At 61.9% G+C, this 16,287-nt stretch carries 10 protein-coding genes; all 10 read right to left on the bottom strand.

The annotated features are described in order from the left end of the window. Nucleotides 1-277: 277 nt before the first annotated feature. On the bottom strand, nt 278-1,774 hold the full coding sequence (locus tag BFP92_RS01675) for a YdgA family protein (RefSeq protein ID WP_065911326.1): 1,497 nt from the start codon (nt 1,772-1,774) through the stop codon (nt 278-280). Nucleotides 1,775-1,922: 148 nt separating this feature from the next. Further along, nucleotides 1,923-2,555 (bottom strand): NADH:ubiquinone oxidoreductase subunit N, encoded by a 633-nt coding sequence (locus BFP92_RS01670; RefSeq protein WP_065911325.1) that lies wholly within the window; start codon nt 2,553-2,555, stop codon nt 1,923-1,925. Between the two features lie 80 nt (nt 2,556-2,635). Beyond that, nucleotides 2,636-4,078 (bottom strand): efflux transporter outer membrane subunit, encoded by a 1,443-nt coding sequence (locus BFP92_RS01665; RefSeq protein WP_065911323.1) that lies wholly within the window; start codon nt 4,076-4,078, stop codon nt 2,636-2,638. Next, complete coding sequence (locus BFP92_RS01660; protein WP_056858099.1) at nt 4,075-4,965, bottom strand: efflux RND transporter periplasmic adaptor subunit; 891 nt, start codon at nt 4,963-4,965, stop codon at nt 4,075-4,077. Before BFP92_RS01660 ends, BFP92_RS01665 begins: the two co-directional genes overlap by 4 nt. After that, nucleotides 4,962-5,171, bottom strand: coding sequence for a DUF1656 domain-containing protein (locus BFP92_RS01655; RefSeq protein WP_016969155.1), 210 nt, complete (start codon nt 5,169-5,171; stop codon nt 4,962-4,964). The genes BFP92_RS01660 and BFP92_RS01655 overlap by 4 nt, the downstream gene beginning before the upstream one ends. Further along, nucleotides 5,168-7,246, bottom strand: coding sequence for an FUSC family protein (locus BFP92_RS01650; RefSeq protein ID WP_065911321.1), 2,079 nt, complete (start codon nt 7,244-7,246; stop codon nt 5,168-5,170). The genes BFP92_RS01655 and BFP92_RS01650 overlap by 4 nt, the downstream gene beginning before the upstream one ends. Beyond that, entirely contained in the window at nt 7,243-7,659 is a 417-nt protein-coding gene (locus tag BFP92_RS01645; RefSeq protein WP_056858097.1) for a MarR family winged helix-turn-helix transcriptional regulator, read from the bottom strand. Before BFP92_RS01645 ends, BFP92_RS01650 begins: the two co-directional genes overlap by 4 nt. 294 nt (nt 7,660-7,953) lie before the next feature. After that, nucleotides 7,954-8,199: a DUF2789 domain-containing protein gene (locus BFP92_RS01640; RefSeq protein ID WP_017136600.1), complete on the bottom strand. Its 246-nt coding sequence runs from the start codon at nt 8,197-8,199 to the stop codon at nt 7,954-7,956. 90 nt (nt 8,200-8,289) lie between these two features. Beyond that, nucleotides 8,290-9,804 (bottom strand): TolC family protein, encoded by a 1,515-nt coding sequence (locus tag BFP92_RS01635; RefSeq protein WP_017136601.1) that lies wholly within the window; start codon nt 9,802-9,804, stop codon nt 8,290-8,292. Nucleotides 9,805-9,844: 40 nt separating this feature from the next. Then, nucleotides 9,845-16,287, bottom strand: a 6,443-nt coding sequence (locus BFP92_RS01630) for an Ig-like domain-containing protein (protein ID WP_239694227.1), incomplete at its 5' end; no start/stop codon positions are given.

The following is a 16,287-nucleotide window of genomic DNA, read 5'->3' as shown; positions in this document are numbered from 1 at the left end:
CGGAAAGCTGTAACGATAGGTGGTCCTGAGCGAAACGCGTCAGGGTGCCGGCGTCTCGTGACCCGGCCTAGCTTTCCTGTAGGAACTATCCCTTAAGGATGTAGGCAAATGCCCAAATCAGAACAATTGTTCAGAATTGTCCAACCGCAGAAAGACCAATGGAGGCGCAGGGTTGCATGAGCCAAGCAATCACAGCCGGCCTGCACGCCGGTTGTTTGACTGCTGCTTCAGGCCAACCTGCGCCTCCATTATTTATTTCTTACCGATGTAGGAAATCTTACTGCGCGCCGCTGACCGCACCCGCTTTGGCCATCACAAAGCCAATGAACTGCTCCACGGTCATCTTCTGGCCGTTGAAGGTCACTTCATTGTTGGCGTAGTGCAGTTTGGAAACCACGTCGGTGCCCACCAGGGTCGCCAACTGAGTACCAACGGCCATGCCGCTGACCATTTCGGCCGCCATCTGCGATTGCTGCTCGATGGCTTTAGGGTCGGTCACACCGCCTACTTCAGCTTGCAGGGCAGCGACGTCGCCGATCATCGGCTTGGACAGGGTCAGGTTGGCATCCAGCAGCGCGATAACCTGCTTGCCCAGCTCAACCGGCGGCAGCTCCATCGAAGCGGGTTTGGTCAGGTCCACCACCAGGTTGAATTTGCTTTCACCGTGGGTGGTTTTCAACGACAGGTTTTCCACCGCCAGTTGCGGCTTGGCAGCCAGCACCTGGTTGACGTTGGCCTCGGCCAGGGTCTGCTCGGCTTCGGTCAGTTGCAGCTCAGGCACCGGTTGGCCGGCAGCAGAAGCGGCTTGCACCGGCTGCATCTTGTCCTGGTAGAGCTTGGTCAGCACCAGCATCGCCGGGATGTCGATGTTCTTCATGCTCAAGGCCATGGCGGCCGAACCTACAGGTTTACCCTGGTAGCCGATCTCGTCGATCTTGTAGTCGACGCGACCCGCCAGGTTGTTGTCCTTGGTTTCGCTGGTGTCTTTCTGCTCGAAGCCCTTGAGGGTCAGCACGGCTTTCTGCGGGCCGAAGGTAACTTTGGTGTCGGTCAGCTCAACGGTGTTTTGCCCGGTGTAGAAACCGAAAGTGGATTTTTCCAGGTTGCTGGCCACGGTCAGGCCGGACAGTTCAGCTTCAAGCGGCTGGCCATTGGCGTCGATCACTGCCACCTTGAGGCTGTTCATGTAGCCGCTGGCCTTGACCTTCTTGCCTTCGGCGCTGCTGTCGAAGTCGAGGTTGACGCCGGAGAAGCTCACCGAAGACTTGTCGTCCTTGATATCCAGCGGCAGCAGTTCGACGTTGCCGTCGACCGAGCGGTTGTAGCCGATATTGGCCACGCCTTTGAGCGGCGACACGTCTTTGCTGGCGGCAAACCATTTTTCGGTGGTGGCGTTCTTTACCAGTTCATAGTGACTGGTGGCCATGACCGGCAGCCATTTCAGCGTCACCAGGCGCGAGAACGGCAGCGGGCCGTGTTCGATATGGTCGACGAAGAGCAGCTCAGGGTTCGGGTTTTCTTCACCGAACACACTGCCTTGGCCTTTGAGACGGTAGTGCGCCGTGCTGCTGAACAGGCCACGGTCCAGGGACACCAGCTCCAGGTTCACCGTGCCATCGACGCCGGCCATGGAGGTCTGCAGTTCTTTGTTGGCGTTCTGGATCGCGGTTTGCAACACCGGCTCCAGTTGCTTACCGGTGTACCAGGCGCCGCCTGCACTGATGGCGCCGACGGCGACAATGAAACCCAAGAAAACAACTGCTGGCTTATTCATGAAGTGACCTGATCAAATCCTGTGAGAAGTGGGCTGTCTTCCTTGAACCCCAGGAGGGGTTGGCTCAAACCCGCCGAAAACGGGGGAAGATTAGCACTGGAGGCCGAAAACGGCCCAGCTTTTCAGAGGGGTCAGGTCAGCGGTTGGTTCACGAGTATTCCAATTCAACCTCATCGAGTTGGTGGTCGAAACTCTTCAAGCGTGCGGTCCAGGTGTACACCAACACCTCAAACTCGCGGTGTATCACGGCGTTGCTGGGGGTATCGGCCTTGGGGTCGCAGAAGTCCAGCTGGTAGCGTTCCCGCGCCATTTGTGTGGCCACGTCGGACAATTCCCGTGCGTTATTCAGCCAATGCCTACCGTCGGCGACCTGTTGGTCGAGCACCACACATTGTTTTTTCAGGGCTTCGAGGCTTTTTTCCAGTGGCGTGCCGGTGAGCTCGCCCATGACTTCCTGGAAGGTGCGCCCGGGCTGCCAGTAGCTGCCCCAGAAATAGCGGTCGAACACGGTTTCGACGCGACGCAGGGCGACCTTGGTATCCCAGATCGCCACGCGGGTCTTGCCTTGTTGAAGCAGCTTTTTCTTCACCCGTTGATTTTGATAGGACGCCCAGGCCACCACGCCGATGGACAAGGTGCCGATCACCAGGCAGGCGCTGTCGAGAAACACCATGGCCTTGTCGAGTTGGTGGGCAAGCATGACGCCGTAGAAATAGGCAGCCGATAACAACACCAGTGCGAAGAGTACGCACCAGAATGCGGGAGCATAAGGGTTTTTCATTATTGGAATCCCCATGAGCAAACGCGAACTTTGTCAGGCGAGCCTCACGGTGGCCCGCCTGTCAAAGCATAGCTATTCGCTCAGGGTTTGCCGGGTTGTGACGCCTGCGTTCGTCCGCTTTCCCAACCGCCGCCCAAGGCCAGGAACAGATCGATCTGGCTCATGGCAACTTGCGTGTTGGCTGCCGCCAGCTGCGCGCGCACATCGGTGTAGGTGCGGGTGGCTTGCAGGTCGGCCAGGAACGAGGCACGGCCGGCCTGGAAGAAGCGGTGCGTCTGCTGCGAAGCTTCCTTGGCGGACGCACCGGCATCGGCCAGGGCGTCGCGGCGTTGCAGTTGTGCGGTGTACTGCGCAAGGCCGGTCTGGGTTTCACGGATAGCATTGAGCACCACGCCGTCAAAGTGCGCCAGGGCGCCCTGGGTCGCGGCTTCGGCTTCGTGGATACGTGCACGCGCGCCGTTGGTCGGCACCGTCCAGCTGATCAGCGGGCCAAAACCCCAGCGATTGGTGGCAGGGGTGCCGAGGTCGTCAAGAATGCCGACCGTACCCACCGTGGCGCCGATGCTGATGTCCGGGTACAACGCGCCGGTGGCCACGCCGATACGCGCGGTGGCCGCCGCCAGTTGGCGTTCGGCCTGGCGCACGTCGGGGCGGCGCTTGAGCAGCGCAGCGCCGTCGCCCACCGGCAGCAATTGGGCGATATGCGGCAGCTCGGCGCAGGTGCCGGTGCCCGCGGGCAACTGGTCCACCGGTTTGGCCAACAGCATCGACAAACGGAACAGGCCCGCCTGACGCGATGCCTGATAGCGCGGGATCTCGGCGCGCAAGGATTTGTATTGGGTCTGCGAGCGGGTCACCTGGGTTTCGTCACCGCGCCCGGCGTCGCGCAGGCGCTGGGTGAGCTTGGTGCTCTGGCCTTGCAGGTCGAGGGACTCGTTGGCAATCGCCAGCTCTTCATTGGCCGCACAGACCTGGGTGTAGGAGCGCACCACATCGGCCACCAGCGTAATGCGCGCAATATCGGCGGCGGCCTGGGCCGCGTCGGCGCTGGCGTGAGCGCTTTCGATGCCACGCTGCAAGGTGCCGAACAGGTCAAACTGGTAGGACGTGCTGATGCTGGCGCTGCCGATGTTGGCCACCGGGACTTTTTCCGTCAGCAAAAACGCTTCGCCCGACTCCTGCAGGCGCTGGGCTTCAGCCTTGGCGCCGGCACTCCAGCCGCCTGCAGATTCAGCTTCCTGGGTCTGGAAGCGCGCGCGCTGCAGGTTGGCGGCAGCCACGCGCAAATCGGTGTTGGAGGCCATGGCCTGGCGCACCAGTTCATCCAGGCGCGGGTCGTTGTAGAGCTTCCACCAATCGGCCGGCACCGGCGCCGACACCACGTTGTTGCCCTCGCCCGCAAGCTGCCCTTGCAGGTCGCCACGGTTGATGGCGGACGTTTCCGGCAGTGTGTAATCCGGGCCTACCGCCTGGCAGGCCGACAGCAGCAAACCCAGCGCAGCGGTTGCCAGCAGCTGCTTCATGGTTGCTCTCCGTCTTTGACCTTATCGCCGATGATCGACACCGTAGCCGTGCGCCCGGCGATCATGCGGAAATCCGCCGGCACGTCGTCAAAGGCAATGCGCACCGGAATCCGCTGAGCCAGGCGCACCCAGCTGAACGCCGGGTTGACGTTGGGCAGCAGGTTGGAACCGCTGGTGCGGTCGCGGTCTTCGATACCGGCGACGATGCTCTGCACATGCCCGCGCAGACGGGCGTTGTCGCCGATCACGCGAATGTCCACAGCCATGCCGACATGGATGCCGTCGAGCTTGGTCTCTTCAAAGTAACCGTCGATGTGGAAGGAATTGCTGTCCACCACCGACAACACCGGGCGCCCGGCGGTGACGAATTCCTGGTTGCGCGGTGCACGGTCGTTGACGTAGCCGTCCACGGGGCTGCGGATCACCGAGCGGTCGAGGTTGAGCTGGGCGGCGTCAACAGTCACCTGGGCTTCGGCCAGGGCCGATTGGGCACGGGCCACGCGGGACTGGCTTTCTTCCAGTTGCTCGCTGGGCACCAGGTTGCCCAGGCCACGGTTACGCTTGTACTCGCGGTTGGCCTGGGCCAGGGTTTCCTGGCGGTCGGCCACGGCAGCCTGGGCTTGGCGCAGGGCCAGCTTGAAGCGGTCCTGGTCGACGGCGAACAGCACCTGGCCCTTGGTCACCAACTGGTTGTCGCGCACGTCGACTTGCTGGATCAGCCCGGACACGTCCGGGGCGATCTGCACGATGTCGGCACGGATATGCCCGTCACGGGTCCAGGGTGCAAACATGTAGTACATGACCATGCGCCACACAACGACGACAGCGAAGGTCACTATCAATAACGTCAGGACGACACGGCCGATGGTCAAAAAAGGTTTTTTCATGTCATGAGGTATCGACTGAGTGAGTCCACAGCGCCCAGTAACAGCGCGTAGAGCCCCACATTGAACAATGCCCGGTGCCAGACCAGGCGATAGAAGTGAATGCGCGTCAACAGCCCGTGCACCACCAGAAACAACACATACGTAATGCCCATCAGCACCAGCAGCGTGGGCAGGAACACCCCGCTGATATCCAGATCACCGATCATAAAGGCGCTCCATCAGGTAACGGCGCTTCCCGCTCGGTGCCGTCAATAAATTCCACGCCGGGCAGCAACGACAGGCGCAGGCCGGCCAGTGCGTGCAGCAGATGCAGGCGAGTGTCTTCTTCGTCTTGCCTGCCCTGGCCGTTGAGGGCGCGGCGGGTGCGGTCGAGGGTCATCAGCAGACCACTGGGCGCGGGCAAGCGTTCACCCGCCTTGAGGCAGGCCTTGAAGTAACCGCCCACGCCTTCGACCACCTGGTTAAGCAACACCCGTGGCACGCCGTAGATGCGTGGCGAGTAGGCCAGCAGGTCGAGCAGGTTCAGCGCCACACGCAAGTCGCGCAGGGCGCTGCCGGTGTCCTGGCCGATCAGGGCCAGGCGCGGCAGGTGCTGCATCAGGCGATCGAGCATTTGCACGGCCATGTGCCGGTGTTCGGCCAGGGTCGCAGGCTCGGTGAGCGTGACGATGTCGCGCCAACTGAAGCGGGTCAGGCGTTTGGCCGCCAATTCAGCGCCGAAAGGCCGTGCGATCAGCGTCCACACAAAGGCAAACAACAAGCCCACCGGCCCGGCCAGGTTGACGTTGGCGAAGTTGAGGAAGTCCGCGTCGTAGGCGCCCTGGATGCTGATAAACGACGAGGTGTTGACCAGCGTCAGCAGCATGCCGAGGTAGAAACGCGGCTGCACCGTGAGGGTGCCGATGCAGATAAACGGCACCGCAAACGCCAACACCAGCATCGGGAAGTCGTGCAGGTTGGGCAGCACCAGAAACAGGTACAGGCTGGCGAACAGCACCGACATCGCGGTCCAGAAAAAGAACCGGTAGATCTGCGGCGCGGGGTCGTCCATGGAGGCAAAAAAGCTGCACGCCACGGCGGCGAGAATCACCGCGCTGCCGCCGTCGGTCCAGCCCAGCAGAATCCACAGCACCGAGGCGACAATGATCGCGGTAACGGTGGAAAACGCCGAGTAGAACATCAGGCCACGGTCGAGGAACGGCGTGAGCCGGCCCAGGCGCCAGTGGCGGTACACGGCGCGCCAGGTGTCCTGGCTTTCGCACTGGATGGCGGCTTGCAGGCTGCGGCAGTCTTGCCACAGGTCTACCCACTCGCCGAGGCGGTACAGGGCGTTGGAAAACAGCAGCGTGTGGCGGTCGTCCAGCGCTTCGCCCTGGGGTTGCGCGGCGTCGATCCTGTCGCGCAACACGCGCCAGCGTTCCAGCGGCGCCTCTTCGGTGGTGCTCGCCAGCCAGGCGTCGGCTTCGTGCAGCAACGGCGTGAGCCGGTCGAGAAACTCCGGGGCGCGGTGTTCGATGGCGTAGATCGCGTCGTCCAGCGCGTCGATCACCGGCAGCAGGTGAATCATGCGCCCGCGCAGTTCCTTGGTGTTGCGCACCGTCTGCGGCCGTGCGCCTTCGTGGGGCAACTGGCCGATCATCAGTTCCAGGGTGTTGAAGGTGGCGACCATGCCGCCGCGCAAGGTGCTGATTTGGTCGGGCGCAACGTTACGGGTCAGAAAGCGCTGACTATAGACCTGAGCGTCGGCAAACCACTTGGCCACCGAGCCGTCGAACACCGGCATCAGGCGCCGCGGCCAGAACATCGCGCCCACAACGGCCGCAACGGCAATGCCGAGGAAGATTTCTTCGGTACGCGCCTCGGCCACGTCCCACACCGCCAGCGGGTTATCCACCACCGGCAAGGCGATCAGCGGCAAGGTGTAGCCGGCCAGCATCAGCGCGTAGCTGTTGGCGGTACGCAGGTGCAAAGACAAAAACAACAAAGTGCCGGTCCACAGCGCAATGATCACCACCAGCAGGTACGGCGTCTGAATAAACATCGGCACAAAAAACACCGCCGCCGCCGCGCCCATGAAGGTGCCGATGGCGCGGTACAACGCCTTGGAGCTGGTGGGGCCGACAAATGGGCTGGAGACGATATACACCGTGGCCATCGCCCAGTACGGACGCGGCATTTGCATGAGCATGGCGATGTACAGGGCGATCATCGACGCCGCAAAGGTGCGCACGCCGTAGAACCAGTCGCGGGCCGGCGGCATGCCGGTAAAAAATCCGTTCAAGAGGTCGCCTCAGCCGCCTCGAAGGCCCGCAGTACACGCAACGCCGCTTCAAGGTCGCCGTGGGCGATGTCGGCCAACACTTCCTGGCGCAGGCGCACCAGTTGCACCTCCACCGCCTGCACCAGCTCACGGCCGCGCTCGGTAAGGCTCAAGGCCTTGGCGCGACGGTCATGGACGTCTTCGGTGCGGCAGACGTAACCGTCATGGCACAGACGATCAAGCAGGCGCACCAACGACGGGCTTTCCATGCCGGATGCCTGGGCCACTTTCACCTGGTGCACACCGTCGCCCAAGCGGCCGATCATCAACAGCGGCACGGCGCAGGCTTCGGAAATGCCATAGCTCACCAGCGTGGTCTGGCAGATTTTGCGCCAGTTACGGGCGCCCACCACCATGCTGCTGCTGAGGTTCATCTGAAGTTGTTCGAGGGTTTGGGACACTGGATTGTTCGCATACAGTTAGTTTGCTAACTATCAATATGGTGGATGGATCCAAAGCCGTCAAGTTTTGAAACACTTTTATGGATGGGTGGTGGGAGGTAAAGGTAAGTAAAGCGGGTTTGAGCGCGAACGTTAGATTTGCGGCAGAACAAAACACCTGTGGGAGCTGGCTTGCCTGCGATAGCGGTGGATCAGTCGAGGTCGATGTTGACTGAACTATCGCCATCGCAGCGATGCGGCGACCCGACAAGCCAGCTCCCACATTTTTTACACCCCGCGCCCTTCCCGCAGTAACAGATTCAGCTCATCCACTACCTCAGCCCAATCCGCATCGTCGAGAATTTCTTCGCGCAGAAACGCCTTCTGGCCGGGCGTCCAAAAGAACGCATCCGCGAGATGTAATTCGGGCTTCAGCGGCGAATGCACCGCCACAAACCGCTCAATACTTACCGGGTCATGCGGCAGGCCGAGCTGTTTGAACAGTGACGGCAAGCTATGCACAGGCGATTCCATGGCAGGCTCCTTGGAAGGTGGTTTTCCTGAGTCTAACCCACGCGCCCGCCAGGCTGACGGCGAGGGGAACTCGCCGTCAGTGTCGCTTGCTTACTTGACGACGGCGCGTGGCACTGGCGTGGTGATGTTACCCGCAGCCCACGCCGACTCGCGGCTGGCCAAGGCGGTGGCAATGGCTTGCACGCGGTCCGAATCCAGTTGCTCGGGCAACGGGTCAAGCCCGGCGCTGGCGAAGATCTGGCCGTAGGCGTTGCGCAGGTCGGCGTAGGCCAGGTCGCGGCGCAGGTCGGCTTGCAGGGTATTGAGTTCGCCCTGGATCAGGTCGAGTTCGCCCAGGCCAGCCGCTTCGTGGCGGTTGCGCAGTTGGGTGAGGATTTGCCCGTCGATGTTGGCCAACTGGTCGTTGGTCTTGAACTGGCGCACGGCGTCCTGGTAGTTGGCGTTGGCCACGTAGATTTGCGCCAATACGGCGATGGACATCGCCTGACGCCGGGCGGTGGCGACTTCTTCACCGGCCTTGGCGACGTCGATGGCAGCGGGCGCGGAAATCACGTTGAACAGATTCCAGGTGATCTTGGCGCCGTAATCGGCCCAGCGGTTGTCGGTGAGGAACGAGTTGCTGTCGTAATGCCCACCCGCCGAGAACTCCAGGCCGGGCAGCAGGCGCAGCATGGCTTTGCGGGTTTCGGCGGCGCTGATGCGGGTCTGGTAGTCCTGCTCGCGCAGTTCGGGGCGGTTGGCCAGGGCTTCCTGCTCCAGGCTTGCCAGGTTGACCTTCAGCTCAGGCACGCTGTAGTTATCCGGCGTCGCCAGCTTGAGGTCGGTGCCCATGGGCAGGTTGATCAAGGTGGCCAGTTCGGTCTTGGCCAGGGACAACGCGCGGCGCTGCTCCTGCAATTGGCGCGTGGCTTCGATCAGCGAGCGCTGGTACCCGAGGGCCTGCACCGGGTCGCCGATGCGTTGTTCGCTCATGCTCTGGCTGTTGCTCTGGGCCTGGTCGACGCGGGCCATCAGGCTGTCGATCTGGCCCAGCAAACGCTCGGCCGCCACGGCGCGCCAATACGCAGAGCGCACGTCCTGGACGATGGTGTTGATCACCTTGCGCCGGCGCTCCTGGATGATCAGGCGCTGGTCGCCCTGCTGCTTGGCGCTGATGTAGCTGACGCCGAAGTCGAGCACGTTCCACACCATGGTCAAATCGGCCACGCGGCGGTCGCGGTCCTGGGAGGTCGAGGGTTCCAGGGACTGGGTGCCGGTGAGCACGCTCTGGCTGCTGGAGGCGTTGGTGTTGTTGCGCCCGGCGTAGCCTGCCGACAGCGCCATGCGCGGCAGCATGTCAAAACTCGAGAGGTCCGACTGGCGTTTGGCCAGGGCCTCTTCCATCACTTTCAAACGGCCTTCGAGGTTGTATTTCACTGCACGGGCCATGGCCTGGTGCAGCGTCAACGGGCCACTTAACGGCTCCTGGTCCTTGTACATGCCTTGCAGATCGCTGCGGGCTCGCTGCTCGCTGACACTGCGTTCAATCGGCTCACTGGTGACCGCGCAACCGCTGATCGCCAGCGCCAGCAAGCTGGCGCCGAACAACTTATGACCTGTTTTCATCCGTGGACTGCCCCTGTTCCTGCGCCTTGATTAAGTGTCTTCAAGCCTGCATTTCGCTGATGCCGACTTGTTGCAGTGCGTGCGCCAGGTCGATCACCTGGCGTTGTTCGGTGTCTTTGATCTGCTGCAATTGCTGACCGAGGGTTGGCGCGCCAAAGACGCCGCGCAGCCCATGGGCCGGGTCGCCCTGGCCTTTGATCGATTGGCTGTCGAACGCCTTGAGAGCGCTGTCGTCTGCGCCGGTTTCACGGTTGAACAGGCCCGACAAGGTGCTGGAACCAAACACTCCGCCATCGCCGCCGCCAAAGCCCAGGAAACCTTTGCCGGAACCGTCGCCGACGTTGTCGTTGCTGGTGAACACCTGCGCGATAAAGCTCGGGCTGGTGGCGCCGTTGTTGATGAAGATGTCGCCCAGCGGGCGCATGCCGTCGCCCAGTACGCGCTGCTCAAACAGCGGCGCGAACGTCAGCGGTGAGCCGAGGTTGCCGGTGGGTGGGGTGAAGATGCCCGGTTGCAGCGGCAGGTACGTCGTATCGATCACCGGCCTGGCAACGCCGCCGGTCAAGGTCAGCGGATCAGCGGTGACCGTGACACTGTTGATGGCATAGGCATTGGACTGGCTGATGCCTTCGCCGGCGTTACCGGCCAGGTCGCGGATCGTGCTGTTGTCGATGCGGATGACGTTGCTGCTGTTGTTGACGTTGTTGTTCGGCGTCAGGGTCGCAGTCCAGTAGTAGCCGCCCTCGCCGCTTTGCAGGTTGGACAGGCTGCCGTTCTGCACCTTCAGGCTGGACAGGTCGAAGCCCCGCACGGGCTCGCTGAACCAGATAAACACCTGGGTGCCCTGCCCGGCCTTGAGCTGGGTATCCGATACCTCGATGTACACCTGCGGGCCTTGGGTATCGACGGCAAAATAACTCGAGTAGGCATACGTGCTGGCTGACGAGTTGCCTGCCGCATCCATTATCCCTTTGCCATCCAGTACTACCGTGTCATACCCGTTCTGCAGATGATCTTTAGGCGTCAGCGTGGCGGTCCAGGTGATGCCGCCATCGACACTTTTCAAGTTGCTCAACACGCCACTGGCGACACTCAGGTTGCCCAGTTTCAAGCCCGACACCGCCTCGTTGAAGGTGATCGTGACGTTGGCCGTTTCGCCGCCGGCAAGCTCGGCCTTGTCGACCACAATCGTGGCAGTGGCCGGGCGGGTATCGATCGCGTAGGTGTTCGACGTACTGGTCCCCAGGCCCGCGTTGCCGCTGAGGTCATGCACTTGGGTATTGTCCAGGCTCACCACGTTGCGGGTATCTTCGATGTAGCGCTGCGGCGTGAGCGTAGCGGTCCAGGTGATGCCGCCGTCCACGCTTTTCAGGCCGCTGAGCCAGGCGTTCTGCGCCTGTGGGCTGTTGTAGAACTCAACGGCTTCACTGAAGGTAATGGTCACGGTGGCCTTCTCGCTGCCGCCCAGGCTGGTCTTGTCGACCACAATGGTGGAGGTCGGGCGTTGGGTATCGACCGTGTAGTTGCGCGAAGTGGTGATACCTGCACCGGTGCTGCCGCCGTAGTAGGTCACGCCGGCGTTGTTGAGCCGCACCACGTTTTGGGCACTGGTGGTATTGGCGAAGGGCGTCAGTGTTGCCTGCCAGCTGATACCACCATCACTGGTGTGCAGGTTGGACAGCACGCCGTTGTCGGCGCTGAGGTCGCTCAGGTCAAAGTTGGTTACAGCCTTGTTGAAGTAGATGGAAACGGTGCTCGATCCGCCGACCGCCAAACGCTCGGAGCTCAGGTAGACATTGGAACTGAGCGGCGCGTGATCAACCGTGTAGGCGATCATTGAGCTGGTATCGAACGAATAGTTGGTGTTGCCGGCCAAGTCCTTGACGTAAGCCAGGGACAAACCAATGAGGTAGCTGCCCGAGGAACCCGCGCCCGGCGTCGGCGTCAGTGTCGCCTGCCAGGTCATGCCGCCGTCGAGGCTGTAGAACGGACTCAATGTGGCCGCTTGCAGATTGAGAATGGCGCGGTTGTCAAAGCCGGTGACTGGCTCGGAAAAGGTCACGGTAACGGTGGCGGTCTCGCCCGGTTCCAGCAACTTGTCGGACAGCGTCCAGGTAAACGTGGGTATAACCGTATCGACGGCAAACACCGGCGACACCGCGTTCACAATGCCTCTATTGCCGGCGGCGTTTTGAACGCTGCTGGTGTCCAGGGTGATCACATTGTTGGCGGCCGTCACGTTTGCATTCGGCGTGAATACTGCGGTGTAAAGCGTGTCGCTGTAACGGGTAAATTGGCTGAAAGTGCCATTCGGAGCCTGCAGACTGCTGAGGTTGAAGCCCTGCACCGCCTCGGAGAAACGCACCGTTACGATCTGTATTTCGTCCTTACCGATGACCGTATCGTAGATCTCGAGGGTCGCGGTAGGGTGTGAGGTCTGGATGTTGAACGTATTGGAGCTGGTCCAACCCGAACCGTCGTTGCCTGCAAGATCCTTCACACCGTAGTTGTTCAGCGTAATGACATTGCTGCTGGCCTGAATGCCATCGATGGGTGTCAATACCCCAGTCCAGGTGCGCCCGCCATCGCTGGACGTCATTGTGCTGAGGCTGCCGTTGCCCACCATCAGGTCACTGTTGTTGAACCCCGTCACCGGCTCCGAAAAAGTCACGGTTACGAGGCTGGTGCCACCGGCAGTCAGGAGCGGGTTGGCAATCACGATGGTGGCAGTCGGCGGCTGGGTGTCGATGCTGTAAGTGTTGGAGTCTGTGGTACCCGTGCCCGCGTTGCCCGTCAGGTCGTTGACACCGGTGTTATTCAACGTGATCAGGTCGCGGATGGCCGTGATACCGGCAGCCGGTGTGAACATTGCGGTCCAGGTGATACCGCCATCGCTGCTGCTTACCGCGCTCAAGGTGCCGTTGGCGATGGTCAGGTCCGCGTTGGTAAAGCCTGTGACCGCCTCGGAGAACGTCACCGCTACCTGAGTCGACTGGCCGACGGCAAGCGTCGGTTGGGCGACCACGACAGTGGCGGTTGGGCGCTGGGTATCAATCGCGTAGTTGTTGGAGCCGGTGGCACCTGCACCGGCATTACCCGAAACGTTTTGTACGCCGCGGTTATCCAGCGTGATCAGGTTGGTGCTGTCGGTGATGTTGTTGGTCGGGGTGAGGCTTGCCGTCCAGGTGATACCGCCATCGCTACTGCTGACGGCGCTCAAGGTACCGTTGGCAATGGTCAGGTCGGCGTTGGTGAAACCGCTCACCGCTTCGCTGAAGGTGATGGTCACCAGGGATGTCTCGCCGGCTTTGAGGACGTTATCGGCAACCACGATGCTGGCGGTCGGCAACACCGTATCGATGGTGTAGTTGCCGGAGTTGGTCGTGCCGGTGCCGACGTTACCGGCAATATCGCTGACGCCACTGTTGTTCAAGGTGATCAGGTTGGTGGCGTCCCGAACGCCGACCGTCGGCGTGAAGGTCGCGGTCCAGGTGATGCCGCCATCGCTGCTGCTGACTGCACTCAAAGTACCGTTGGCGACGCTCAGGTCGCTGTTGTCGAAACCCGTCACCGCTTCGGAGAAGGTCACCGTAACCAAGGTGGTTTCGCCGGCGCTCAAGGACGGGTCGGCAATCACGATGGTCGCGGTGGGCCGCTGGCTGTCGATTGCATAGTTGTTGGAGTCGGTGGTGCCGCTGCCGGCGTTGCCCGCCTGGTCAGCAATGCCGGTGTTGTCCAGGGTGATCAGGTTGGTGCTGTCGGTGACGTTGCTGGTCGGCGTAAAGGTCGCGGTCCAGGTAAGGCCGCCATCGCTGCTGCTCACCGCGCTCAGGGTGCCGTTGGCGATGGTCAGGTCGGCGTTGGTGAAACCAGTGACCGCCTCGGAGAAGGTGATAATCACCTGTGACGTCTCGCCAATCGCCAATGCGCTGTCGGCCACCGCGATAGTGGCCGTGGGTCGCTGGGTATCGATCGCGTAATTATTGGAGTGGGTGGTGCCGACGCCAGTGTTACCCGAGCCGTTTTGTACGCCGCTGTTGTCCAGCGTGATCAGGTTGGCGGTGTCGGTGATGGCATTGGTCGGTGTCAGCGTCGCGGTCCAGGTAATACCGCCGTCAGCACTGCTCACCGCCGATAAGGTGCCATTGGCGATGGTCAGGTCGGCGTTGGTGAAACCGGTAACCGCTTCGGAGAAGGTGATGGTCACCAGCGAGGTCTCGCCGATGGTCAGCGAGTTGTCTGCGACCACGATGGTTGCAGTCGGGGCCCTGGTATCGATTACGTAGTTGCCGGAGTTGGATGTGCCAAAACCAACGTTACCTGCCAAGTCACTCACGCCGGTGTTCTGCAGCGTGATGATGTTGGTGGTGCTGCGCATATTCGCCGTTGGCGTGAAGGTCGCGGTCCAGGTGATGCCGCCGTCGGCGCTGCTGACCGCGCTCAAGGTGCCGTTGGCAATGGTCAGGTCGGCGTTGGTGAACCCAGTGACCGCTTCGGAAAAGGTAATGGTCACCAACGAGGTTTCGCCCGCGCTCAGCGTCGGGTCGGCCAAAATAATGCTCGCGGTCGGGCGCTGGGTATCGATGGCGTAATTGTTGGAATCGGTCGTGCCGCTGCCGGCGTTGCCAGCCTGGTCAGCAATGCCGGTGTTGTCCAGAGTGATGAGGTTGGTGCTGTCGGTGATGTTGCTGTCTGGCGTAAAGGTCGCGGTCCAGGTAACGCCGCCGTCGGCGCTGCTCACAGCGGTCAAGGTGCCATTGGCGATGGTCAGGTCGGCGTTGGTGAGGCCGGTGACTGCTTCGCTGAAGGTGATAGTCACCAGCGAGGTACCGCCGATTTTCAGCGCGGGGTCGGCCAGCACAATCGTTGCCGTTGGCCGTTGTGTGTCGACCGCATAGTTGTTGGAGGTGGTGCTGCCGGTGCCGGTGTTGCCGGCCCCGTCGCTGACGCCGGTGTTATCCAGGGTGATCAGGTTGGTGGTGTCGGTGATGTTGCTGGTCGGCGTGAAGGTCGCGGTCCAGGTGATGCCACCGTTGCCGCTGCTGACGGCGGTCAAGGTGCCGTTGGCAACAGTCAGGTCGGCGTTGGTGAAACCGGTGACCGCTTCGGAGAAGGTGATGGTCACCAGCGAGGTCTCACCGAGCTTCAATGCGTTGTCGGCGACCACGATGGTTGCGGTCGGTCGCTGCGTGTCGATGACGTAGTTGTTGGAGTCGGTGGTGCCGGTGCCCGCATTGCCGGCCGCGTCGCTGACGCCATTGTTGGCCAGGGTGATCACGTTGGTGGTGTCGGTGATGCCGGCGGTGGCCGCGAGTGTGCCGGTCCAGGTCACACCGCCATCGCCGCTGCTGAGCCCACTGACGGTGCCGTTGGCAACGGTCAAATCAGCCGAGGTAAGGCCGGTGACGGCCTCGCTGAAGGTGATGGTCACCAGGGAGGTTCCGCCGATGTTCAGCGTGGTAGTGTCCACCACGATACTGGCGGTCGGCCGCAGCGTATCGATGCCATAGGTATTGGAGGTGGTCGTGCCGCTGCCTGCGTTGGTTGCAACGTCGGTATAGAGGGCGTTGTCCAGCGTCACCACATTGCCACTGCTGGTGTTGCCGGCGTTCGGCGTCAGGGTGGCGGTCCAGTGAATATTGTCGCTGGTGGCCAGGTTGCTCAGGGTGCCGTTGGTGGCCGACATATCAGTCAAGCTGAAACCGGACACGGCTTCGCTGAAGGTAATATTGACTGTCGAGTTGACCGTGGTGCTCAGCGTAGGCGCAACCACCGCGATGGTTGCGGTCGGCCGCGTGGTGTCAACGCTGTAGTTGTTGGACGAGGTGGTGCCAGCGCCCGCCGTACCTGTTGCCACACTGTTGACGCCGGTGTTGTCGAGGACGATTTGGTTGGTGGCGCTGGTGACGTTGGTGCTGGGTGTAAAGGTCGCTGTGTAGGTAATACCGCCGTCGCTGGTACTGACCGGGCCCAGGGTACCGTTGGCCACGGTCAGGTCGGCATTGGTAAAGCCGGTCACCGCCTGGTTGAAGGTAATGGTCACCAGTGAGGTGCTGCCGATGTGCTGGGCGGCGCTGCCGACCACGATGGTGGCGGTCGGTGCCGGGTTGTAGGCGGTGTTCGCCGTACCGCCAATGTCGTTGTACAGGCCGTTGACTGCTGTCGGTTTATTACCGGCCGTGGCGGCGGTGGAAAAGCCACCGTTGCCGCTGGCACCGGTGTTGGCCGAACCGCCCAGTGCCGCGAAGTTGCTCGCTGTGATCAATACCGTGCCTTTGTTCCAGATGGCACCGACGCCCAGGCCACCGCCACCGCCGTTCAGCGTGATGCCGCTGCCAGCCGCCGAACCGCCGCCACCACCGCCGCCAGCACCGATGTTACCGGTAATCGAGCTGGTGCCAACGACAGTCAAGGTGGCGCCGCTGGCGTTATAGATACCGCCAGCCGCTGCGCCGCCCTTGCCACCGGTCGCACTCCAGCCGG

Source organism: Pseudomonas sp. 58 R 3, assembly GCF_900006605.1.
Taxonomy (GTDB): domain Bacteria; phylum Pseudomonadota; class Gammaproteobacteria; order Pseudomonadales; family Pseudomonadaceae; genus Aquipseudomonas; species Aquipseudomonas salomonii.
This window is presented reverse-complemented; position numbering and strand designations above follow the sequence as displayed.